The following is a 23,018-nucleotide window of genomic DNA, read 5'->3' as shown; positions in this document are numbered from 1 at the left end:
CGGTGTCGCTATATAATCAATAGCTCAACCAGCCGTAAGCGCCATGAATCCACATCTCGACAAGCTGCAGTCCTACCCGTTTGAAAAGCTGCGCCAGCTGTTTGCCGGCAGCACTCCCAATCCTGCCTACAAGGCGATCAGCCTGGGCATGGGCGAGCCAAAACACCCTACCCCGGCCTTTATCCGCCAGGCGCTGGTGGACAACCTGGACGGACTGGCCAGCTACCCGGTCACGGCGGGCTCGGAAGCGCTGCGCAATGCGATTGCCAGCTGGCTGGAACGCCGCTACGACCTGCCGCCGCTCGACCGCGCCACGCAGGTGCTGCCGGTGAACGGCTCGCGCGAAGCGCTGTTCTCGTTCGCGCAAACGGTGATCGCACCCGATACCGGCGCGCTGGTGATGTGCCCCAACCCGTTCTACCAGATCTATGAAGGTGCGGCTTTCCTGGCCGGCGCCGAGCCGTATTTCGTGAATTCCGACCCGGCGCGCAATTTCGCCCCGGACTACGACAGCGTGCCGGAAGAAGTCTGGCAGCGCGTACGCCTGCTGTATCTCTGTTCGCCCGGCAACCCGACCGGCGCCGTGCTGACGCTGACCGACTGGGAGCACCTGTTCGCCCTGTCCGAACGTTACAATTTCATCATCGCCGCCGACGAGTGCTATTCCGAGATCTACCACAGCGACGAGGCGCCGCTGGGCGCCATGCAAGCCGCCAATATCCTTGGCCTGACCAAGGTCGGCGAGCCCTACGCCCGCCTGGTGGTGTTTTCCAGCCTGTCCAAGCGCTCCAATGTGCCGGGCATGCGCTCCGGCTTTGTGGCCGGCGACGCGCAAGTGCTGAAGAAATTCCTGCTGTACCGCACCTACCACGGCAGCGCCATGGGCCCGCATGTGCAGGCCGCCTCTGTCGCCGCGTGGGACGACGAAACCCATGTCGAGGAAAACCGCGCGCAATACCGCGCCAAGTTTGCCGCCATCACGCCCCTTATCCAGGAAGTGCTGGACGTGCAAATGCCGGACGCCGGCTTCTACCTGTGGGCCGATGTGACCCGCACCGGCCTGTCCGATACTGAATTCGCCCGCCGCCTGCACGCCGAGTACAATGTAACGGTGCTGCCGGGTAGCTACCTGGCGCGCGACGCCCATGGCTCCAACCCGGGCCGCAACCGCATCCGTATGGCGCTGGTTGCCGAAACCGAGGAAGGGCTGGAAGCGGCGCGCCGCATTGTCCAATTCTGCCATCAACTAGTTAAATCATGAGCATCCAGCAAATCATCGAAACCGCGTGGGAAAACCGCGCCGAGATCAACCCGTCCAACGCCAGCGCCGAAGTGCGCGACGCCGTCAACCACGTGCTGGCTGGCCTGGACAACGGCTCGCTGCGCGTAGCCCAGAAGGAAAACGGCGCCTGGATCGTCAACCAGTGGATCAAGAAGGCCGTGCTGCTGTCCTTCCGCCTGGAGAACAACGTCGTGCTGCCATCGGACGGCACCATGCAGTTCTACGACAAGGTCCCGACCAAGTTCGCCAACTACAGCGCCGACGATTTCGCCAAGGGCGGCTTCCGCGTGGTGCCGCCGGCTGTGGCGCGCCGCGGCTCCTTCATCGGCAAGAACGTGGTGCTGATGCCTTCTTACGTGAACATCGGCGCCTACGTTGACGAAGGCGCGATGGTCGACACCTGGGCCACCGTGGGTTCCTGCGCGCAGATCGGCAAGAACGTGCACCTGTCCGGCGGCGTGGGCATCGGCGGCGTGCTGGAGCCGATGCAGGCCAATCCGACCATCATCGAAGACAACTGCTTCATCGGCGCCCGTTCCGAGATCGTGGAAGGCGTGATCGTGGAAGAGAACTCGGTGATTTCGATGGGCGTGTACATCGGCCAGTCGACCAAGATCTACGACCGCACCACCGGCGAAGTGACCTACGGCCGCGTGCCGTCCGGTTCCGTGGTGGTGTCGGGCTCGCTGCCGTCGGCTGACGGCAAGTACAGCCTGTACTGCGCCGTGATCGTCAAGCGCGTGGACGCACAAACCCGCGCCAAGACCGGCATCAACGAACTGCTGCGCGGCGTATAAAACCTCTTAGGGAGATACCCAAAAAATGGCAATGGACCGCCTGTTCCAGCTGATGAAGGAAAAGAACGCCTCGGACATGTTTTTCGCCGTAGGCTCGCCGGTGCATCTCAAGATCAACGGCATGCTGATCCCCATCAACCAGCAAAAGCTCGAACCCGACAACCTGCGCGGCCTGCTGGCCGAAGTATGCTCGCCCGAGCAGCTGGAAGAGCTGAACACGACCAATGAGCTGAACATGGGTATCTCCGTGCCCAACCTGGGCCGCTTCCGTCTGTCGGCCTTCCGCCAGCGCGGCAGCATTTCGGCGGTATTCCGTTTCGTCCCGGCCAACATCCCGCCGCTGGGCGAACTGGGCCTGCCGCCGGTGCTGGCCGACCTGATCATGGAAAAGCGCGGCCTGGTGCTGCTGGTCGGCGCCACCGGCTCCGGCAAGTCCACCACCATCGCCTCCATGCTGGACCACCGCAACGAACTGCGTTCAGGCCACATCCTGACGCTGGAAGACCCGATCGAATACCTGTTCCGCAACAAGAAATCGATCGTCAACCAGCGCGAGATCGGCAGCGACGCCAAGGACTTCTACACCGCCCTGCGCAACTCGATGCGCCAGGCGCCGGACTGCATCCTGATCGGCGAGATCCGCGACCGCGAAACCATGGCCTCGGCCATGGCCTACGCGCAGTCGGGCCACCTGGTGCTGGCCACCCTGCACGCCAACAACTCCTACAACGCGCTGAACCGCATCATCTCCTTCTACCCGATCGAGAACCGCCCGGCGCTGCTGCAGGACTTGTCCTCCACCATCAAGGCCATCGTCTCGCAGCGCCTGATCCGCTCCGCCGGCGGCGGCACCCGCACCCCGGCGGTGGAAGTCATGGTCAACACCCGCTACATTTCGGACCTGATCGAAAAAGGCGAGATCGGCGCCATCAAGGAAGCGCTGGAGAAGTCCCTGTCGCCGGGTTCGCAATCGTTCGAACAGGCGCTGTACAAGCTGGTAATGGACGGCTCCATCACCAAGGACGAAGCGCTGGCCAACGCCGATTCCGCCACCAACCTGCTGTGGCTGCTGAACCATGGCATGGAAGCCCCGCCTCCGGCCGAGGAAGAAGAACTCAAAGCCGTCGGCGACACCTCCTTCACCGAGTTCACCCTGAACTCCTGATCTCCCGCAAGGCCGCCCTGGCCGCTCCGTAGTACAACAAGGCTTCGGCCTTTCTGCGGAGCGCGCCATGACGACCGACCAGCTCGTCTTCATCTCATCCTGGGCATCGATCATCTCTTTGGTCGTTGCCGTCATCTCGCTGTTGCTGGTTCGCAGCATTAAAACCAACATCATTCGTTTCCGCCGCAAGCAACGGCTGAAAGAACTCGCATCAACGATTAGCGACATGGGAAAGGGCGTCCCAGCGTCCGATGAGTTTGACAGCATTTTTGACTCCTTACGCAGGAACTTTCCCCTCTATCGTTGGTCAAACCTTACCAAACGTGGTCGCCTTGTGATCGCGCTTCATCAAAGGATTGACTTGCGTGACTTAAGGGGCATCAAGGAAGTCCTTAAGGACATCAGTTCTTACTCGGAGGACATATGAACAAGTATTTGGACTTCATAGAAGACATCCTGGATGGAACCTACGATGGCTCCCTGAAATGGCATCCGGTCCCTAAAGAAAAACATGCTAAGCAAATAAATGAGCCATGGAACATAATGCGGCAGTTTGAAGCGCCGATTACCTTCGAGGGCAGTCCTGCAAAGCTGATTTGCGTGGAAAAACGAATGTATATCGATGACTATTTGTTCCCGCATGAGGATCGCATGTGCGAACTCATGGTCATTTCAAATGACGAGGTGGTTAAGAAAATCGGACCGCCGATCCTGCCATGGTATTGGTTAAGTAAGTTTGCCGACAAAATTGCCGAAGCGATCGGCACTCCTGCCGTACATAGGCTGGCATGAGGTATCATCAGAATTTCATATCAACAAGAAATTCTGTCCCTATGAGCACCGCCCTGCCCATCGCCAAATCCGCCGACCAAAGCCTCGACATACTGTCCAATCTGGTCAACCGCCACGGTTGCATTACCGGCGCCACCGGCACCGGCAAGACGGTCACCTTGCAGCGCGTTGCGCAGTCGCTGTCCGACATCGGTGTGCCGGTGTTCATGGCCGACATCAAGGGCGACCTGTCCGGCATGGCCAAGCCCGGCCAACTGGGCGAGAAAATGGCCAAGCGCCTGGAGTCGCTGAAACTGGAAGCGCCGCAATGGGCCGGCTGCCCGGTCACCTTCTGGGACGTGTTCGGCGAACAGGGCCACCCGGTGCGCGCCACCATCTCCGACCTGGGCCCTACCCTGCTGGCACGCATGCTGAACCTGAACGACACGCAGGAAGGCGTGCTGCAACTGGTCTTCAAGATCGCCGACGACAACGGCATGCTGCTGCTCGACACCAAAGACCTGCGCGCCATGCTGCAGCACGTGGGCGACAACGCGGCGGACTACAAGACCAGCTACGGCAACGTCAGCGCCGCCAGCATCGGCGCCATCCAGCGCGGCCTGCTGGCGATTGAGGAACAAGGCGGCGAGCACTTCTTCGGCGAGCCGATGCTGAATATAGACGACCTGCTGCAAACCGATGCGGCGGGCAAAGGCGTGGTCAATATCCTGGCTGCCGACAAGCTGATGAACGCGCCGCGTATCTACGCGGTATTCCTGCTGTGGATGCTGTCCGAACTGTTCGAAAACCTGCCAGAAGTGGGCGACCTCGATAAGCCGAAACTGGTGTTCTTCTTCGATGAAGCGCACCTGCTGTTTGCCGAGGCGCCGAAAGCGCTGCTGCAAAAGATCGAGCAGGTGGTGCGCCTGATCCGCTCCAAAGGCGTGGGCGTATTCTTCATCACCCAGAACCCGCTCGATATTCCGGAAACTGTGCTGGGCCAGCTGGGCAACCGCGTGCAGCACGCCCTGCGCGCCTACACCCCGCGCGACCAGAAGGCCGTCAAGTCGGCTGCCGAAACTTTCCGCCCCAATCCCGCCATCGACGTGGCGCAGGTGATCACCGAGCTTGGCGTGGGTGAAGCGCTGGTGTCCTTCCTCGACGAGAAAGGCACGCCGCAAATCGTGCAGCGCGCCTTCGTGCTGCCGCCTGCCTCGCAGCTTGGCCCGATTTCGCCGGCCGAACGCCAGGCCGCGCGCGACAACTCCGTCGTGGCGGGCGTGTACGAAAAAGCGGTCGACCGCGAATCGGCCTACGAGAAGCTGACCGGCCGCGTCGCCGGCGGCAGCGGCACGGCACCAGCGCCAGCCGGCCGCGCACCGGCAGGCCGTGCTCCCGCCCCAGCCCCGGCCGAAGCCCCAGCCGACAGCGGCGGCTCCATCTTCGGCGACGTGTTGGGCGGCCTGTTCGGCGGCGGCAGCAGCAAGCGCGACACCGCCGTACAAGCCATGGTGAAATCCGCCGCCCGCAGCATCGGCTCGCAAGTCGGGCGCGAAATCATCCGCGGCGTACTCGGCTCGATCCTGAAAAAACGCTGATGACGGCAGAAGCAATCGCCTGGGACCGCCCGCAACCCTTCATCCTGCCGGTCACACCGCTAGCTGCCGATATTGATGGCCTGGACCACACCAACAACGCAGTCTACGTGCGCTGGTGCGAGGAAGCCGGCTGGGCGCATTCGAATGCGCTCGGCCTGACCCTGGCCGACTACAAACGGCTGGACCGCGGCATGGCGATCCGCCGCAGCGAATTCGACTACATCTTCGCGACCGACGAGGGTGAGAAACTGCTGTTGGGAACCTGGCTGCTGCCAGGCGACAGCCCGCTGTCGATGCAGCGCTGCTTCCAGCTGGTGCGCGAACGTGATTGCAGCACGGTGCTGCGTGCGCGCTGGGACTTGGTATGTATAGAACTCTCCAGCGGCAAGCCGAAACGCCTGCCGCCGGAGTTCAGCGGGATTTACCTGCCCGCCTTCAGCACGCCTTAAACCAGGCTGTGGTCGAGATGGTGGAGCTGGTGGCCGCGGTGGCCCACCAGTTGCACCAGATCGTCCATCGGCGCATCGCTCTCCATGCGCGCCGCCGTGCCCACTACGCCAGTGCCAGCGGCATACGCCGTCGTGGTGGTGGTCGCAGCGCTGGTTGCTGTGGCGGTCGTAGTGGTGGTAGTGAGCGCAACGCTGCGGTCGGTGAACTGCAGCATTTCGATATTGCTCAACAAATCCACGCCTTCCGCACCCGAGACCTGCCAGGTGCTGGCGCCGGTGCGCAGCAAGGTGTAGGCCGTGCTCAAGCCGTTGTAGACCGCGATATCGTTGCCCGCGCCGCCATTCAGCACGTCGTTGCCGCCATTGCCTTCCAGCTTGTCGTTGAAGGCCGTGCCGGTCAGCGTATCGGCCACGCTGGTGCCGGCCAGATAGCGCGCGCCGGTGGTCGAATTCACACCCAGTGCGCCCGCCAGGCCATCGCCGCCATACAGCCACTTCAGCGCAGCGACATCGTACTCGCTGAAGGTGGAGTGGAAGCCGCCCGAGTGGGTGTAAGACATCAGCGTGTGCGAAGTGTTATCCAGCGCCGTCGGCAGCTTGATCGTCCCCTCGAAGGAGTGCTTCAGGCCGAGGGCGTGGCCGATCTCGTGCAACAGGGTTTCGTAGCCCTGCGTGCCGGGCGTCAGGTTGGCGTTCTTGGTCGCCCATTCGGCGTTATCCAGGTAGACGTAGGTCGCGGCGGTGAACTTGGTCACCGTGCCGGCGCTGTTGTAGGAATAGCTGTAACGCGAGCTGTCCAGGCCCGTGGTATAGGCGCCGCTGATATTGGCGTTGGCAAAGTGGAATTGCGCCGCGCTGCCATCCGTGGTTTCCACGAAGTTGATGCCGGTCAGTTTGGCCGCATAGGCCATGGCGCCGCGCGTGGCCGCCTGCTGGGCCGCGGTGAAAGCCTTGGGCGCGCTCAGGATCGAGCTGTTGCCCGTTTCCAGGCCGCTCGCGACGGAGAACGTGTAATACAGGGTGTTGACGGTACCGGTCTGGTAATTCCAGTTGGGCAGGTTACCCAGCAGGGAATCGATGTAATTCAGGCCAGAAAGCGTGGTGCTGCGGACTTGGGAAACAGTTGCCATATCGGTGGGTGCGAAAACAAATGTGAAACGGAAACCCCAGTATCGCCACACAATTTCCATGCGTCAACGCGAAATTCAATCGTGCGCGGGTCAGTGTGCACTCCGGGTCGAAATAGCAAATTTAGCTCCTTGCACCAACCGTTAGCACGCCATCAAGCTTTGCCCTCACTCAAAATCCGCTGGCACCAGTGGCCGCCTGCCGCCCAAATGGGTGGCCAGGAAGCCCAGCACATTGGCATGGTAGATCATCTGGCTGCGGACATATCTCAGCCCATGACCTTCCTGAGGTATGTCGTGCCACTCATGGACCTTGCCATGCTTGCGCAATGCCTCCGCCATCCTGCGGCCATGCTCGAACGGCACGCGCCGGTCATTCTCTCCATGCAGCAGCATGAGCGGAGCCTTGATGCGCGCCACGTGCTGCAGCGGCGACACCTCGTCATACCGGTTCTTGTTTGCCTCGGCATCGCCGAAATCGCGGGCACGGAACTGGCGACCGATCGTATTGCGGTTGACGTCGGATCGATCGCGCAGCATCAGGCCGATATCGACCACTCCCGCAAAACTGACGCCGCAGCGATACAGGTCCGGGTCCCTGGCCAAGCCCCAGAGCGCGGCATACCCGCCATAGCTGGCGCCAACGATGCAGATGCGCGAAGGATCCGCCAAGCCTTGCTTAACAAGGGCAGCGATGCCGTCATTGATATCGTCCTGCATCGCACGCCCCCACTCGCCCTTGCCCGCCTGCTCAAAGACCTTGCCAAAACCGGCAGAACCCCGGAACTGCGGCTGGAACACCAGGTAGCCGTGCGCCGCCAGAAGCTGCACTTCCGCGTCCCAGTTCCAATGGTCGCGCACTGCCGGGCCGCCATGCACCAGCACCACCGTTGGCATCGGCCCTGCCTGTTGCACCGGGCGGGTCAGGTAGGCCGGTATGGAAAGCCCATCGCGGGCCGGGTAGCGCATTACCTCCATCGCCCGCTGCTCTGCCGGGTCGACCTCCCGGTTTCGGTAGAGGATAGGCTCCATGTGCATTGTCTTGCGCTCCAGCAGATACCAAACACCAGGATCCTGGTCGCTATACGAGTACACCAGCATCTTTCCTGCCGGGTTACCTGAGAGGACATTGATACGTCCGGGCAGCGCTTCATCGATGCGTTGCTGCACCTTGCTCCATTGCGGATCCAGCCAGTGCTGCTCCGGCTTCATGCCCATGGTGACAACCGCACTTGGTTCTGCAAGGACCAGTCCTTTGACTACGGCCAGGTCCTGGCTTGGATGGCCGTACACCACCTCCTTGAGCTGCCGCTGCACCGTGTCGTAGGAAAACACGGCGCGCGTTTCACGGCCCTCGGCCGACATGACAAGCAGCCGGCCGTCTTCGTCGGGCACGCGCAGCGGCGTCCAGTAGTCGTCCGTGATCTGGAATTCGGCCAGTTTCTGCCATGGCGCGTCCGGCGCGGGACGGTACCAGTTGACCACCTTGGTATCGTCGCTCCAGAAGGCCGAATCAACCAGCGTCACCGCACGCAGGTTGCCCAGCCGGTCAAAAGCCCAATGGCGCAATTTGCCAGCCGACGGGTAGTCGAATTTCCTCTTTTTCCCGGTGCGGGCATCGACCTTGGCCAGGGTCTGTCCACCTTCATCGTCATAAACGAGCAACGAAGTCGAGTCGGGCCGGGCCGGCTCCGCTTTGCCGATCACCGAAACGCCAATCTCAGCGACCTTTTTGCCGGATAAATCGATGGACTCGGCCCAGATGCCGTAATCGACAGCGATCAGGTCGTTACTTACCCAAGTCGCGCGCAGCGGGTCTTTCTGGAACACCCTGCCGTATTCGCTTACGTAGCGGCCCTTCACCAATACGGCCGTTTTGCGGGTTTCCGTGTCGTACAAAACCAGGCCCGCCTCGTGTCCGGTGTACCCAAGCGCAGCAACATGGCGGCCATCGGGCGACAGCACAGCCGACGTGAAACCGAGGGGATCGATCGCCTGTGCGATGGTCAGCCCGGCGGGCATGTCATCGGCGGCAAAGGAGTGAAGCGGGAAGCACAGGATCAGGGCAAGCAGGTGGTGACGCATTCGCAGTTAATGAGTTGGCAAGATGTGTCCCATGATAGCAGTTGGAGCCGCGATATAATGTCGTCCTTCGGCCGCCAGGCCTCCCCGCACATCAATATTTACTGAATGATTACTCTCTACGGCATCCCGAACTGCGACACCGTCAAGAAAGCCCGCGTGTGGCTGGCGGACCAGCAGCACGACTTCACTTTCCACGACTTCAAGAAACAGGGCCTGGACGAAGCCACCGTGCGCGGCTGGCTGGAAACCCTGGACTGGGAAGTGCTGGTCAACAAAAAGGGCACCACCTGGCGCGCCCTGCCGGACGAGCGCAAGGCCGCCGTCACCGGCGCCGATGCCGCTGTCGCCCTGATGCTGGAGAACCCGTCCGTGATCAAGCGTCCGGTGCTGGTTGGCGCCAGCCCGCGCGCCCATGTCGGCTTCAACGCCGGCATGTACCAGGAAATCTTCGCAGCATGAGCGCGTCCCGCACCCTCGACCTGACCGAAAAGCTGCTGGGCCGCGCCTCCGTTACGCCGGAAGACAAGGGCTGCCAGGACCACCTGAAGTCCTGGCTGGAGCCGCTCGGCTTCCGCTGCGAGACCGTGATTTCGGGCGAAGTCACCAACCTGTGGGCGCGCAAGGGCACCGCAAGCCCGGTGCTGGTATTCGCCGGCCATACCGACGTGGTGCCGACCGGCCCGCTGGAGAAGTGGTCGTCCGAGCCGTTCTACCCGACCCACCGCGACGGCAAGCTGTATGGCCGCGGCGCGGCCGACATGAAAACCTCGATCGCCGCCATGGTGGTGGCCTGCGAAGAATTCCTGGCCGCACACCCTGGCCATAAGGGTTCGATCGCCTTCCTGATCACCTCCGACGAGGAAGGCCCGGCGGTGGACGGCACCGTCAAGGTGGTGGAGATGCTGCGCGAGCGCGGCGAAACCCTGGACTACTGCATCGTCGGCGAGCCGACCTCCGACCAGACCCTGGGCGACATGATCAAGAATGGCCGCCGCGGTTCGCTGTCGGGCATCCTGACCATCAAGGGCGTGCAGGGCCATATCGCCTACCCGCAGCTGGCCAGGAACCCGATCCACCTGGCCGCGCCGGCGCTGGCCGACCTGGTGGCGGAAGTCTGGGACAACGGCAACGAGTACTACCTGCCGACGTCGTGGCAGATGTCGAACATCAAGGGCGGCACCGGCGCGAACAACGTAATTCCGGGCGAGCTGCACATCGACTTCAACTTCCGCTTCTCGACCGCCTCCACCCACGAGAGCCTGCGCGAGCGCGTGCATGCGATCCTCGACAAGCACGGCCTGGATTACCACATCGACTGGACCCTGTCCGGCCTGCCCTTCCTGACCCCGCGCGGCACGCTGTCCGAAGCGCTGTGCCACGCCATCAAGGATGAAACCGGCGTCGACACCGAACTGTCCACCACCGGCGGCACTTCCGACGGGCGCTTCATCGCCCAGATCTGCCCCCAGGTGATAGAATTTGGCCCCCCGAATGCCAGCATCCACAAGATCGACGAGCACATTGAAGTGCGTTTCATCGATCCGCTGAAGAACATCTACCGCCGCACCCTGGAAAACCTCCTGGCTTGAGAAGAACACTATGGATACCACCCTGTACACGACCCCGCGCGACCTGATTCGCCACGCTGTCACCCGTTTCAACAAGGCCAAGCTGTTCTTCGGCCATGGCAGCGCGGAAGCCTACGATGAAGCAGCCTACCTGACCCTGCACACCCTGGCGCTGCCGCTGGACCGCCTGGAGCCGTTCATGGATGCGCGCCTGCAGCCGGAAGAAGTGGCGGAAGTGCTGGCCGTGATCGAACGCCGCGCCAAGGACCGCGTTCCGGCGGCCTACATCACCAACGAGGCCTGGCTGGGCACCTACAACTTCTACGTGGACGAGCGCACCATCGTGCCGCGTTCCTATATCGCGGAACTGATCCCGCAATACTTCGCGCCGTGGGTGCCGGATCCGGAGAACGTCTCCAACATCCTGGAACTGTGCACCGGCTCCGGCTGCCTGGCGATCATGATGGCCGATGCCTTCCCTGACGCCGAAGTCGATGCGGTGGATATTTCCGGCGATGCGCTGGAAGTGGCGCGCAAGAACGTGGACAAGTACGAACTGGGCAAGCGCCTGAACCTGATCCAGTCCGACCTGTACGCCAACGTCCCGGCCGGCAAAAAGTATGACCTGATCATCACCAACCCGCCGTACGTGAATTCTTCGTCGATGGCCAAGCTGCCGCAGGAATACCTGCACGAGCCGCAAATCGCGCTGGATGGCGGTGCGGATGGCATGGACCTGGTGCGCAAGATTGTGGCCGGCGCCGCCGAGCGCCTGACCGACGACGGCCTGCTGATCGTTGAAATCGGCAACGAGAAGGAGTTTGCCGAGGCGGCCTTCGGCCACCTGGGCCTGACCTGGCTGACCACCAGCCAGGGCGACGATATGGTGTTCCTGCTCACCGCTGACCAACTGAAAATCTAAACCCGGCAAACCCGGGTCTGACCCCGGTTTACCGGGGTTAAAACAAAACGACCAAGAAAATGATCCGCTTCACCAACGTCAGCCTGATGCGCGGCCTGAAGCCGCTGCTGGAAAACACCGACCTGACCCTGAACCCGGGCGACAAGATCGGCCTGATCGGCGCCAATGGCGCCGGCAAATCCAGCCTGTTCGCCATGCTGCGCAACGAGCTGCACCCGGACCTGGGCGACATCGACTTCCCGAAAAGCTGGCGCATGGCCTACGTGGCGCAGGAAACCCCTGCCCTGCCGCGCACCGCCATCGACTATGCCATCGACGGCGACGCCCACCTGCGCGAGCTGGAGGCCGAACTGGCGCGCCTGGAAGCCATGCCGGACTCGCCGGAACACGGCATCGAGATCGCCCACGTGCACACCGCACTGGCCGACGCCAACGCCTACACCGTGCAGTCGCGCGCCGAGCAGCTGCTGCTGGGCCTGGGCTTCTCGCTGGAGCAGATGCAGCAGCCGGTAGCCAGCTTCTCCGGCGGCTGGCGTATGCGCCTGAACCTGGCGCAAGCGCTGATGTGCCCATCCGACCTGCTGCTGCTGGACGAACCGACCAACCACCTGGACCTGGACGCGATCATCTGGCTGGAGGACTGGCTGAAGCGCTACCCCGGCACCCTGATCATCATTTCCCACGACCGCGATTTCCTCGACGAGATCGTGAACGTGATCGTCCACATCGACGACCGCAAGCTGAAACGCTACTCCGGCAACTACTCCGGCTTCGAGCGCCAGCGCGCCGCGCAGCTGGTGCTGCAGGCTTCCGCCATCGAGAAGCAGCAGCGCGCCCGCGCCCACCTGCAATCGTTCATCGACCGCTTCAAGGCCAAGGCCACCAAGGCGCGCCAGGCGCAGTCGCGCATGAAACAGCTGGCCAAGATGGAAGAACTGGCGCCGCTGCGCGCCGCCGCCGAGTTCAGCTTCGAATTCCGCGACCCGGTCAGCGCCCCCAACCCGCTGCTGGTGATGGAAGACGTCAACTGCGGCTACCACACCGAGCAGGGCGACAAAACCATCGTGCGCGGCGTGACGTTCTCGCTGGTGCAGGGCCAGCGTATCGGCCTGCTGGGCGTGAACGGGGCCGGTAAATCGACCCTGATCAAGACCATCGCCGGAGACATCGATCCGCTGACCGGCACCGCCACCACCGGCAAAGGCCTGGTGATCGGCTACTTCGCCCAGCACCAGGTGGAGATGCTGCGCCATGACGAGTCGCCGCTGTGGCACCTGCAGAAGATGGCGCCGACTGTACGCGAGCAGGAACTGCGCAACTTCCTGGGCAGCTTCAACTTCCCCGGCGATATGGTGACCAGCAAGATCGCACCGTTCTCCGGCGGCGAGAAGGCACGCCTGGCGCTGGCACTGATCGTGTGGCAACGCCCCAACCTGCTGCTGCTGGACGAACCGACCAACCACCTGGACCTGGAAACCCGCGAAGCGCTGACCGATGCGCTGGCGCAGTTCGAAGGCACCCTGCTGGTGGTGTCCCACGACCGCCACCTGCTGCGCGCCACCACCGAGCAGTTCATCATCGTCGAGAACGGCCGCCTGCGCGAGTTCGATGGCGACCTGGATGAATACAAGGACTGGCTGCTGCAGACCAAGCTGGCCAAGCCGGCAGCCGCAGCGCCCGTTGCAGCGGCTGGCGCCGCCAGCGCCGCGGTCGAAGCCAGCCCGGTCGACCGCAAGGAGCAAAAGCGCCTGGAAGCCGAGCAGCGCCAGCGCCTGTCGGCCCAGCGCAAGCCGCTGGAAAACCGCCTGAAGAAGGTGGAAGCCGCGATGGCCCAGCGCAGCGAGCAGAAAGCCACGATCGACGCCGCCCTGGCCGATCCGGCCATCTACGAAGCGGACAACAAGCCAAAGCTGAAAACCCTGCTGACCGACCAGGTCGAATGCACCAAGGAGCTGGAGCAGCTGGAAGGCGAATGGCTGGAGCTTCAGGAGCAGCTGGAAGCTCTGGCGGCCTGACGCGGACGCATCGCATTGCGCACCGCCATCAGGCGGTCGATATCGAGCACAATCAGGCGCCGCTCGCCCAGCTGCCCCATGCCCAGCAGGTAATCCACCTCCTCGCCCACATGCGGCAGGGGGTGGATGGCGGTCGCCGGCAGGGTCACCAGGTCGGTCACGCCGTCCGTCACCATCCCCATCACGCAGGCCGACAGCTGCAGGATGATCACGTCCGTGCACGGGTCATGCGCCGGCGGGCGCGGGCCGAACGCCACCCGCATGTCCACGATGGGCATGATCACCCCGCGCGACAGCGCCACGCCCTCCACAATCGCCCCGCCCGAGGCCACGCGTTCGAGCGCGCTCAAAGGGCGCAGCTCCTGCACGCGGCGGTAGTCCAGCGCATACTCAAGCCCGCCCAGGCGGAAGGTCAGGTACTGTCGCAGGTCGGCTTCCATAACTTAATGCTCCTCTGAATCCGCTGATACGCTGTTCCATCGTACCGTTACGCAACAGCAAGCAGTTTGAGCATCCTCAAAGGTTGCCGCGTGGGCTACAATGCTTTCATGACAATTGCCAGGGAAAGCGCCCATGTACCAATGGCTGAAGCGACTGTTCGCGAAATCTGACGAAGATCCGCAGCCGCCGACCGTGCCGCAGGCGCCTTCGCCGCAGCCAGCCGCCCCGCCGCCCGCCGCTGCACTGTCGCCCGCCCTGGAAGGCGGCCCCGATTTTGAGCAGAAGGACCTGGTCAACTCCGCTTTCCAGCACTGGCTGTTCGCCCTGCCGGAAGGCGACTCGCTCGACACCACAGCTCCAGAAAACCGGGTGCTGCAGGAACTGGGTGTAGCCGCCAAGTCCGGCCACAATGCCGCCGATATGCTGCGCCGCATGCCCGGCGTCATCCCGCAGCTGCTGCAAAGCCTGCGCAGCGACAATTTCGCCGGCGCCGATATCGCCCGCAAGATTTCCAACGACCTGGTACTGGTAGGTTCGGTGCTGCGCCTGGCCAATGCCGCCATCCAGAACAGCGGCGAACCGACCACCATCACCAGCGTGGAGCACGCGGTAATCGTGATCGGCCAGGAAGGCTTGCGCCAGTTGATCACCACGGTGGCATTCCGCCCCATCATCGACCTCAACTCCGGCTACTACACCAAGCTGATGGCGCCGCGCATCTGGGACCAGTCCGAGAAAAGCGCCATCGCCTGCCGCATGCTGGCGCCGGAATTCGGCGTCGCTCCGTTTGAAGCCTTCCTGGCGGGTCTGGTGCTGAACGCGGGACTGCTGACCGCCCTGCGCGTAATGGACAGCACCAGCAATGTGCCCGGCGTGCTTGGCTCGTCGATGTTCCGGGCCCGCATGGCGCACGAAGCGCGCGCCATATCCGCCGGCATTGCCGAAGCGTGGCGCTTCCCGCCCGCTATTACGCAAGCGATCCGCGAACAGGGCGACGTGCGCAAAGGCAGCGCCCTGTCGCCGATGGCGCGCGTGCTGGTACTGGGAGATTACCTGGCCAAGATCCGCATGCTGGCGGCCCAGGGCGAGCTGAATGATTCGGAAAACAACCTGTTCCACGGCCTGCCGTTGGGCGCCATGCCGTGCTACGCGGCGCTCATTTAAGCGCTAAGCGGCGCTGGCGCTCCAGTCGAACTCACCGCTGCTGCCGGAGAACAGCGGCTGCTGCGAGGTCGCCGCTGCGCGCAGGCGGGCTTTGACTTCCTTGGGCGGCAGCAGGTAGGCCGGTCCCAGGTCGGGGTTGAAGATCATCTTGCGCACCGTCGTGTCGCCATTGACCTTGCGCACCGTACAGCGCGCGCTGCCGATCACCATCAACTTTTGCTGGTAGACGTGCTCGCCCAGCTCCTGCTCCTTCTGCTGCGCTGCCTGGGCCTCCTTCATCTGCACCTGCAAGCGCGCCACCATTTTCAGCGACGGACCGACCTTCAGCGCCATCTTCTGGAACAGCACCAGCTGCTCCTGGTTCAGCGTGACTTCCTGCTTGCGCACTTTGCTGGCCAGCTGCAGGTAGTTGCGTACTTCCTGGTCGGCGGTGATGGCATCCATCTGCTCCTTGCAGCGCGCCGCCTGCTGCTCATGGCGCGTGGCGCGCGCGGCACACTCAGCCAGCTTCTGGTCGTACTTGGCGGTGTCGGGCACCATCACGTGCAGCAGCATCTCGGCCTGCTTGCGCGGACCGGCGCCGTCGACCTCGATGCGGCGCGCCGCGATCGCGCAGCCCGCCGCCAGCGTGATCAGCACTTCGTCAGCCATGATTTCGCAGTTGTAGGCCTCGGTGATGATGACGCGCGAACCAGTGATCACACAGTTCTGCGCCTTGCCCAGCACTATTTCGCCCTTCTTGGCCTGCAGCACCGCGCCCGAAGCGACGCCGGATACGCGGATATTGCCATCGGCATTGGTGGCGCTGCCGCCCATCAGGTTCTTGCGCAGGGCGATGGTGCCGCCGCGCGAGTTGATGTTGCCGAATACGTCGCCATGCACGGTGATATTGCCGCCCCCCACCACGCGCTGTTCCTGCACCTCGCCGAACTCCTCGTAATCGCCATCCAGCGTCAGGTTGCCGGTGGTGCGCACCGACACGCCTTCGCGGCTGACGATCTTGGGACCGATGGAAATGCGCTTGCTCTTGCTGTCGACGTTGATGAAGCCTTCCACCGACGACACCAGGTAATCGGCGTCGTCGATATGCAACACTACCGTGCCCTCGCCCGCCACGCTGGTCATTTCCAGGTCGCGCGAGGCTGGCGGTTCCAGCACGATGCCGGACAATTCAAAGCCGCGCGTGCCCGGCACCGGCGGCTCCTTGCGCAGCAGGCGCACCTGGGCTTTCACTTGCGGGAAGCGGTTCTGGAAGGTGTGCAGGTCGAAGCGGCCATTGGCCAGCAGGCGCGGCGCATTGGAGCGGTGGATGCTCTCGGACACTTCGACGATGGCGGCATCGCGTCCCGGCGCCGCCGGCAGCTTGCGCGCCACGATCAGGCGCGCCACCTTGCCGCTGGCAATGGCTTCGCGCACCACCGGCGCGTCGATGCCGAAGCGGATGCCTTTGGTCCACATATCGGCCACGAATTCGCCAAAGTCCAGCTGCGCCGGCGTGGGCGGCATGCCTTCCACTTCGATAAAGACGGGTTCGAAATAGTATTCAGCCTCGCCGCCGACAATGCGCACCGACTTGTAAAGTTCGCGGCGGCCGCTGGGGAATGGCGCGATCTCATCGGCAAAGCGCCACAGCGGCTGGTCTTTCATGCCGGCCGGCAGCTCCGGCCCGGCGCCATACAGTGCGCGGATGAAGACGCCGTAGTCGATGCCGCGGAAGCTGGCGCCGGACAGGAAGACCTGGTTGACAGCCGCTTGCAGCAAGGCGGCTGGAGCTTCCGCCTTGAAATAGACGCCATCGGCGCGCTGCACCAGCGACGATGGCAGATCGCCAGCCGCCATGGCGGCCGGGGCGGCATCTGCAGGCACCTTGTCTCCCGGATGGTTTTCTTCGGCCATTGTACGGCTAGCTCACAACCGCCTCAACCTGTGCCGAACCGTGCCAGGACACCGTTCCGGCCGAGCCGGAGAAGATGGTCAGGCTGTCCAGCCTTGGCCCGCGCAGCATGGCCTTGTAATCCTTGGGCTGGGCCATGAAATTGGCGGCCACGGCCTCGCCCAGCGGCAAGGTGCGCACCAGGACGTCGCCGTCCACCATATGCAGGCGCACCGAGGAACGCGCCGCCGCGTCGCGCTTGAGCGCCTCCAGCTCATCGCGCCGGGCGCGCGCGCCGGCAATCGAATCTTCCGCCTGCTTGATCGCCTGCAGCAGCTGGCCAATGGCCTTCACCTGCGGCGCCACGGCGGCGGCAACTTTCTTCAGCTGCGGCACCTGGGCCGGCGTCAGCTGGATTTCACCCTTGCGCAGCTTTTCCGCCAGGGTCAGGTAGCTGCGCACTTCGGCCAGGCCGTTCAGGCGCTCATGCTCGGCAGTCCAGGTGGCGATATCAGCTTCCTGGCCGGCGGTCTGCTTTTGCAGCGCTTCCAGTTCCGCGTCGTGGCCGGCCACGTCCTTGACGATGACGTAGACGAACATCTCGCTGCTCTTGCGCGGGCCGGCGCTTTCGATGGCCACGCTGCGGCCCGCCACGGCGCAACCGACGGCCAGTTCGATTTCCACTTCGTCGGCGAAGATCTCGCAGTTGGAAGCTTCCGCGATCACCACTTTGGGTGCGCTGATCACGCAGCTTTCAGCGCGGCCCTTGATGATGACCGTGCCGCTGGCGGTCTGGATGATGGCGCCGGAAGCGACGCCGGCGACCTTGATGTCGCCCTTGGCATTGATCGCCTTGCCGCCCACCAGGTTGCGGCCCAGCACAATCGTGCCGCCGCTGGAATTGATATTGCCAAACACGTCGCCGTGCACCGTGATGTCGCTGCCGTTCACGTCGCGCAACTCCTGCACGTCGCCGAACTCCTCGAAGGCGCCCATCAGCTCCAGGTTGCCCGTGGTGCGTCCGGACACGCCTTCGCGGCTGATGATCTTGTCGCTCAGCGCCACCTGGCCGCTCTTCGGGTCCACATTCAGGAAACCTTCGCGCGCCGCCACCAGGAATTCGCCGTCGGCCTCGCGCGCGATCAGGGTGCCCTCGCCGGCATAGCGCTGGAAGTCGACGTCTTTCGGCTGCAGCGCCGGCATCAGCTGGCCCGCAATATTGCGGCCCGGCTCGCCGGCCTTGCCCGGCAGCTTTTGCAGCAGGCGCATGCCCTGCTTGATCTGCGGGAAACGGTTCTGGAAACTGGTCAGGTCCATGGTGCCGTCGGCGCGCTGGCGCGGCGCATCGCTGCGGTGCAGCTCGGAGGCCACTTCCACCACCTGCGCATCCTGCGCCGGGGTCGGTTCCAGGTCGAGCGCCGCCGCCACCCGCTCGCCCTTGGGCGCGGCAATCGCGGCGCGCACGGCTGCCACCTGTATGCCAAAGCGCACATTCTTCAGCCACATATCGGCCACAAACTCGTCGAAATCGAGCTGGGCCGGACGTTCCGGCAACAGAGTGCCATCCGGCAGCTCCTCGGCCGGCAGGTAAATCGGTTCAAAGAAGTATTCCGCTTCGCCGTCGCGCACCTTGACGTTGCGGTACAGCGGCTTGCGCTCGGCGGGGAATGGTTCCAGGCTGTCGGCCACGCGGGCCAGCAGCTCGGCGCTCGGCGCCAATTCGGGGCCGACGCCGTACAGGACGCGCGTCAGGACCGGGTAATCGAGGCCGCGCAGCAGACGGCCGCTGCGGAACAAGGCGTCGACCGCCCCAACCAGCTCAGGCGCGAGCCGGCGCAGGTCGAGGAAGACCCCATCGGGCCTTTCAACCACGCCACCCGGCAAGGTACCGGGGCTGTCCTGTTGTGCGGTGTGGGGCAAAAGCTCTCCTCCAATGCCCTATTATGGGGCGCGCCGGGGCGCATTATCTTGCGGGCAATCAATATTACACGCAAAACATCGAATATCGGAGGATTCGAAGGCCGAAAGCTTTCGTGACGTTACGTAAATGTCACATTTTCAGCGCCGTGGCGGCAGTGAATAAACTTGCTGGCCTGCTTCGTTAATCTGGCGGCGCAGGTCGCGGCGTTCGTCGGGCGTCATGCGGCCCATGCGGCGCGAATCTGCGTTATCCCGGTTTTCTTCCATCAGGCGGCGCTGTTCTTCGGCGCGCGCTTCAAATGAGCGTGGATCACGGGCATCGCCCCAGCGCGGGTCGCGGAAATCGCGGCGGCCTTCCTTGCGCTGTTCCTGCTGGCGGTTTTGCTGGTCGGACTGGGCCTGGGCGCTGGCCATCAAGGTGCAGCACAGGGCTGCGCACAGCGCGGATGCCGCTTTGCCCACTCCTGATTTTGCACCGAATTTCATCGCCATCCTCGTCGTACTTGCCGTATCCATGCCCGCAGTGTATGCGCTCCGACTTCCTAAGGTAAGAGTGTCGGGGTAAAGTTTGTAAGAATTTGTAATGAGTTTTCACCGGGGTGGCCCCCGCAACGAATATGACGTTACCATAGCGACATGCATCTGACAATTCAACAATATCAACAAATCCTATGACTACGACCACTACCCCTCCGGCCGCACCAGGCGGCCAGCACGGCCACCAGGCCAAGATCATGGTGGTGGACGACGACGTCCGCCTGCGCGACCTGCTGCGCCGCTACCTGACCGAGCAAGGCTTCAACGTCGTCACCGCTGAAAATGCCACCGCCATGAACAAGCTGTGGCTGCGCGAACGTTACGACCTGCTGGTGCTGGACCTGATGCTGCCTGGCGAAGACGGGCTGTCGATCTGCCGCCGCCTGCGCGGCGCGGGCGACCAGACCCCGATCATCATGCTGACCGCCAAGGGCGAAGACGTGGACCGCATCGTCGGCCTGGAAATGGGCGCGGACGACTACCTGCCCAAGCCATTCAACCCGCGCGAGCTGGTGGCCCGTATCGGCGCCGTGCTGCGCCGCAAGCAGCCGGACGAAATCCCGGGTGCGCCGTCGGAACATCCGCAGACCTTCGAATTCGGCCAGTTCGTGCTGGACCTGGGCACCCGCACCCTGAAAAAGAACGGCGAGACCGTGCCGCTGACCACCGGCGAATTCTCGGTGCTGAAAGTGTTTGCGCGCCACGCGCGCCAGCCGCTGTCGCGCGAGAAACTGATGGAACTGGCGCGCGGCCGCGAATACGAGGTGTTCGACCGCAGCCTGGACGTGCAGATCTCCCGCCTGCGCAAGCTGATCGAGCCGGATCCATCCAGCCCGCTGTACATCCAGACCGTATGGGGCCTGGGCTACGTCTTCATCCCTGAGGGCCAGCCACGCTGATTTTGGGCTGTCGATGAAATTCCGCCTGCCGCGCCTCGGGTCGCTGTCCAGCGGCCTGTTCTGGCGCACCTTCCTGCTGCTGAGCGTGCTCACCACGCTCTCCATGTCGGCCTGGTTCGGCGTGGTCAACTTCGTCCAGCGCGAGCCGCTGGCACAGCAGACCGCCGCCCAGGTGGTGTCGGTGGTGACCATTACCCGCGCCGCCCTGACCCACTCCGCGCCCGACCTGCGCAACGAATTGCTGTTCGAACTGGTGTCGAACGAGGGCATCCGCGTCTTCACCATGGAGGATGAGGATGAGGTCGAGCCGCCGCCCGATTCGGCCCTGATGCGCGACACCCAGGCCCTGGTGCGCGCCAAGCTGGGCGCCGATACGCGCTTCTCGTCCGAGGTGAATGGCGTGCCGGGCTACTGGGTCAGTTTCAAGATTGCCGATGACCGCTACTGGCTGATGCTGGAACGCGAACGCGTGCGCGAGTCGGTGGAGTGGCTGGGCTGGGCCGGTATCGTGTCGGTGGTGTCGCTGCTGGGCGCGGCCGTGATTTCCAGCCTGATCAACCTGCCGCTGAAACGCCTGACCGCCGCCGCGCGCGACGTGGCCCAGGGCCGCCCGCCTACGCCGCTGCCGGAAGTTGGCCCGCAGGAAGTACGCCAGGCCAACCGCAGCTTCAACCAGATGGTAGATGACTTGCGGCAAGTCGAATCGGACCGGGCCGTGATCCTGGCCGGCATCTCGCACGACTTGCGCACGCCGCTGGCGCGTATGCAGCTGGAAGTGGAGATGGCCAACCTGTCGACCGAGGCGCGCGAAGGCATGCAGTCGGATATTGCGCAGATGGATGCCATCATTGCCCAGTTCCTCGACTATGCGAAGCCGACCGAGGCGTCGACCTTTATCAATGTGGATATGGCGGCGCTGCTGGCCGAATCCGCGCATGAGGCCGGACGGCATGCGGATGTGCGGGTGACGACGGAGCTGCCGGAACATGCGCATGTGCTGGGCAATGCCACCGATCTCAAGCGCGTGATCGCCAACCTGGTGGAGAACGCGCGGCGCTATGGCAAGACGCCGGGCAAGGATGTGGCGGAGATTGATATCAAGTGCTCGGTGCGCGGGATGCATACCGCAAAGCGGGTGGTGGTGGAGGTGCAGGACCATGGCGTGGGGGTGCCCGACGGCCAGATTGCGCAGCTGTTGAAACCGTTCACACGGCTCGATACCGCGCGTGGGCAGGCCAATGGCGCCGGCCTCGGGCTCGCCATCGTCGACCGCGTGCTGTCGCGGCATGATGCGGAGCTGGAGGTGGCGAACCGCGAGGGCGGTGGGCTTAAGTTCACCATCACGCTGCGGGCGCTCTGAAACCGGTAAACCTGGGTCTGACCCTGCGGGTCAGACCCAGGTTTACCGGTTTTGGACTAAAGTGAACCCATGCACCCCAAATCCGGTTTCGCCGGCACTATCGGCAACACGCCCCTGATCCGTCTCGCCCGCCTCTCGGCCGAGACCGGCTGTGAAATCCTGGCCAAAGCCGAATTCATGAACCCCGGCGGCTCCGTCAAAGACCGCGCCGCCCTGGCCATCCTGCAGGAAGCCGAACTCAGCGGCAAACTCAAACCCGGCGGCACCGTGGTCGAAGGCACGGCCGGCAACACCGGCATCGGCCTGGCCCACCTGTGCGCGGCGCGCGGCTACAAATGCGTGATCGTGATCCCGGAAACGCAGTCCGAAGAAAAATTCGCCATCCTGCGCACCTTGGGCGCTGAAGTCCGCCCCGTCCCCGCCGTGCCCTATGCCGACGACAACAACTACCAAAAAGTCGCCGGCCGCCTGGCGCAAGAGTTGCCCAACGCCATCTGGGCCCAGCAATTCGACAACCTGGCCAACCGCCAGGCCCACTACGCCCACACCGGTCCCGAAATCTGGAACGACAGCGCCGGCCGCATCGACGCCTTCACCTGCGCCACCGGCACCGGCGGCACCCTGGCCGGCGTGGCGCGCTATCTGAAGGAACAGGACCCCGCCATCCGCATCATCCTGGCCGATCCTTTTGGCAGCGCGCTCTACAACTGGGTCAAGCATGGCGAACTGAAGAGCGAGGGCAGCTCGATCTCCGAAGGCATCGGCAACAGCCGCGTCACCGCCAACCTGCAAGGAACGCCAATCGACGACGCCATCCGCATCGACGACAAGACCTGCGTCAAGATGGTCTACCACCTGCTGCGCGAAGAAGGCCTGTATGTCGGCGGCTCCAGTGGCATCAACGTGGCCGCCGCCGTCGCATTGGCGCAGCAGATGGGTCCCGGCCACACCATCGTCACCCTGCTGTGCGACCGCGGCGCAACCTATGCCGCCCGTCTTTTCAATCCGGACTGGCTAAAACAAAAAAATCTTTTTTAATCGTGTC

General features: G+C 63.6%; 21 protein-coding genes. 15 read left to right on the top strand and 6 right to left on the bottom strand.

What is annotated here, in order from left to right; translation table 11 throughout:
* The first annotated feature begins 43 nt into the window (after positions 1-43).
* The 7 genes from dapC (at position 44) to AAHE99_RS12805 (ending at position 6,062) form a co-directional block, all read left to right on the top strand.
* On the top strand, positions 44-1,261 hold the full coding sequence (gene dapC, locus AAHE99_RS12835) for a succinyldiaminopimelate transaminase (RefSeq protein ID WP_342117719.1): 1,218 nt from the start codon (positions 44-46) through the stop codon (positions 1,259-1,261).
* The gene (gene dapD / locus AAHE99_RS12830) at positions 1,258-2,079 is read left to right on the top strand and encodes a 2,3,4,5-tetrahydropyridine-2,6-dicarboxylate N-succinyltransferase (RefSeq protein ID WP_342117718.1); all 822 of its coding nucleotides are present in this window, start codon (positions 1,258-1,260) and stop codon (positions 2,077-2,079) included. The genes dapC and dapD overlap by 4 nt, the downstream gene beginning before the upstream one ends.
* Positions 2,080-2,104: 25 nt before the next feature.
* Positions 2,105-3,244, top strand: coding sequence for a PilT/PilU family type 4a pilus ATPase (locus tag AAHE99_RS12825; protein ID WP_342117716.1), 1,140 nt, complete (start codon positions 2,105-2,107; stop codon positions 3,242-3,244).
* A gap of 67 nt (positions 3,245-3,311) precedes the next feature.
* Positions 3,312-3,671: a hypothetical protein gene (locus tag AAHE99_RS12820; protein ID WP_342117714.1), complete on the top strand. Its 360-nt coding sequence runs from the start codon at positions 3,312-3,314 to the stop codon at positions 3,669-3,671.
* The gene (locus tag AAHE99_RS12815; protein ID WP_342117713.1) at positions 3,668-4,036 is read left to right on the top strand and encodes a hypothetical protein; all 369 of its coding nucleotides are present in this window, start codon (positions 3,668-3,670) and stop codon (positions 4,034-4,036) included. The genes AAHE99_RS12820 and AAHE99_RS12815 overlap by 4 nt, the downstream gene beginning before the upstream one ends.
* A gap of 41 nt (positions 4,037-4,077) precedes the next feature.
* Positions 4,078-5,613, top strand: a complete 1,536-nt coding sequence (locus tag AAHE99_RS12810) for a helicase HerA-like C-terminal domain-containing protein (RefSeq protein ID WP_342117711.1) — start codon at positions 4,078-4,080, stop codon at positions 5,611-5,613.
* Positions 5,613-6,062 (top strand): acyl-CoA thioesterase, encoded by a 450-nt coding sequence (locus AAHE99_RS12805; protein WP_342117709.1) that lies wholly within the window; start codon positions 5,613-5,615, stop codon positions 6,060-6,062. Before AAHE99_RS12810 ends, AAHE99_RS12805 begins: the two co-directional genes overlap by 1 nt.
* Here AAHE99_RS12805 and AAHE99_RS12800 read toward each other — a convergent pair.
* Both AAHE99_RS12800 and AAHE99_RS12795 read right to left on the bottom strand, forming a co-directional pair.
* Positions 6,059-7,192, bottom strand: coding sequence for a matrixin family metalloprotease (locus tag AAHE99_RS12800; RefSeq protein WP_342117708.1), 1,134 nt, complete (start codon positions 7,190-7,192; stop codon positions 6,059-6,061). The genes AAHE99_RS12805 and AAHE99_RS12800 overlap by 4 nt on opposite strands.
* 165 nt (positions 7,193-7,357) lie before the next feature.
* Positions 7,358-9,274, bottom strand: coding sequence for an alpha/beta hydrolase family protein (locus AAHE99_RS12795; protein WP_342117706.1), 1,917 nt, complete (start codon positions 9,272-9,274; stop codon positions 7,358-7,360).
* A gap of 105 nt (positions 9,275-9,379) precedes the next feature.
* On the opposite strand from AAHE99_RS12795, the gene AAHE99_RS12790 reads away from it, so the two are divergent.
* From AAHE99_RS12790 to AAHE99_RS12775, 4 genes are read left to right on the top strand one after another with little or no spacing between them, the layout of a single operon-like run.
* Positions 9,380-9,733, top strand: a complete 354-nt coding sequence (locus tag AAHE99_RS12790; protein ID WP_342117705.1) for an ArsC family reductase — start codon at positions 9,380-9,382, stop codon at positions 9,731-9,733.
* Entirely contained in the window at positions 9,730-10,863 is a 1,134-nt protein-coding gene (gene dapE / locus AAHE99_RS12785) for a succinyl-diaminopimelate desuccinylase (protein ID WP_342117703.1), read from the top strand. Before AAHE99_RS12790 ends, dapE begins: the two co-directional genes overlap by 4 nt.
* Before the next feature lie 10 nt (positions 10,864-10,873).
* The gene (gene prmB, locus AAHE99_RS12780) at positions 10,874-11,764 is read left to right on the top strand and encodes a 50S ribosomal protein L3 N(5)-glutamine methyltransferase (protein WP_342117702.1); all 891 of its coding nucleotides are present in this window, start codon (positions 10,874-10,876) and stop codon (positions 11,762-11,764) included.
* A 59-nt stretch (positions 11,765-11,823) separates the two neighbouring features.
* On the top strand, positions 11,824-13,779 hold the full coding sequence (locus tag AAHE99_RS12775) for an ATP-binding cassette domain-containing protein (protein ID WP_342117701.1): 1,956 nt from the start codon (positions 11,824-11,826) through the stop codon (positions 13,777-13,779).
* Here AAHE99_RS12775 and AAHE99_RS12770 read toward each other — a convergent pair.
* The gene (locus AAHE99_RS12770) at positions 13,749-14,219 is read right to left on the bottom strand and encodes a chemotaxis protein CheW (protein ID WP_342117699.1); all 471 of its coding nucleotides are present in this window, start codon (positions 14,217-14,219) and stop codon (positions 13,749-13,751) included. The two genes, AAHE99_RS12775 and AAHE99_RS12770, sit on opposite strands and share 31 nt — an antisense overlap.
* 133 nt (positions 14,220-14,352) lie before the next feature.
* On the opposite strand from AAHE99_RS12770, the gene AAHE99_RS12765 reads away from it, so the two are divergent.
* Positions 14,353-15,384, top strand: a complete 1,032-nt coding sequence (locus tag AAHE99_RS12765) for an HDOD domain-containing protein (RefSeq protein ID WP_342117698.1) — start codon at positions 14,353-14,355, stop codon at positions 15,382-15,384.
* A gap of 3 nt (positions 15,385-15,387) precedes the next feature.
* Here the strand turns inward: AAHE99_RS12765 and AAHE99_RS12760 are convergent, their stop codons facing one another.
* From AAHE99_RS12760 to AAHE99_RS12750, 3 genes are all read right to left on the bottom strand, one after another.
* Entirely contained in the window at positions 15,388-17,280 is a 1,893-nt protein-coding gene (locus tag AAHE99_RS12760; protein WP_342117697.1) for a flagellar assembly protein A, read from the bottom strand.
* A 7-nt stretch (positions 17,281-17,287) separates the two neighbouring features.
* A complete protein-coding gene (locus tag AAHE99_RS12755; RefSeq protein ID WP_342117696.1) occupies positions 17,288-19,177 on the bottom strand; it encodes a flagellar assembly protein A in 1,890 nt (629 codons plus the stop codon).
* A 138-nt stretch (positions 19,178-19,315) separates the two neighbouring features.
* Positions 19,316-19,663 (bottom strand): hypothetical protein, encoded by a 348-nt coding sequence (locus AAHE99_RS12750; RefSeq protein ID WP_342117695.1) that lies wholly within the window; start codon positions 19,661-19,663, stop codon positions 19,316-19,318.
* A 185-nt stretch (positions 19,664-19,848) separates the two neighbouring features.
* On the opposite strand from AAHE99_RS12750, the gene ompR reads away from it, so the two are divergent.
* The 3 genes from ompR to AAHE99_RS12735 all read left to right on the top strand — a co-directional run bounded on the left by ompR (position 19,849) and on the right by AAHE99_RS12735 (position 23,011).
* Entirely contained in the window at positions 19,849-20,613 is a 765-nt protein-coding gene (ompR, locus tag AAHE99_RS12745) for an osmolarity response regulator transcription factor OmpR (RefSeq protein ID WP_342117692.1), read from the top strand.
* Positions 20,614-20,626: 13 nt separating this feature from the next.
* Positions 20,627-21,973, top strand: coding sequence for a sensor histidine kinase (locus AAHE99_RS12740; protein ID WP_342117691.1), 1,347 nt, complete (start codon positions 20,627-20,629; stop codon positions 21,971-21,973).
* 69 nt (positions 21,974-22,042) lie between these two features.
* Complete coding sequence (locus AAHE99_RS12735; protein WP_342117689.1) at positions 22,043-23,011, top strand: cysteine synthase A; 969 nt, start codon at positions 22,043-22,045, stop codon at positions 23,009-23,011.
* The last annotated feature ends 7 nt before the right edge of the window (positions 23,012-23,018 follow it).

Source organism: Pseudoduganella sp. OTU4001, assembly GCF_038440195.1.
Classification (GTDB): domain Bacteria; phylum Pseudomonadota; class Gammaproteobacteria; order Burkholderiales; family Burkholderiaceae_D; genus Rugamonas.
Note: the sequence above shows the minus strand (reverse complement) of the source record. Positions and strands in the feature narration are given on the sequence as shown.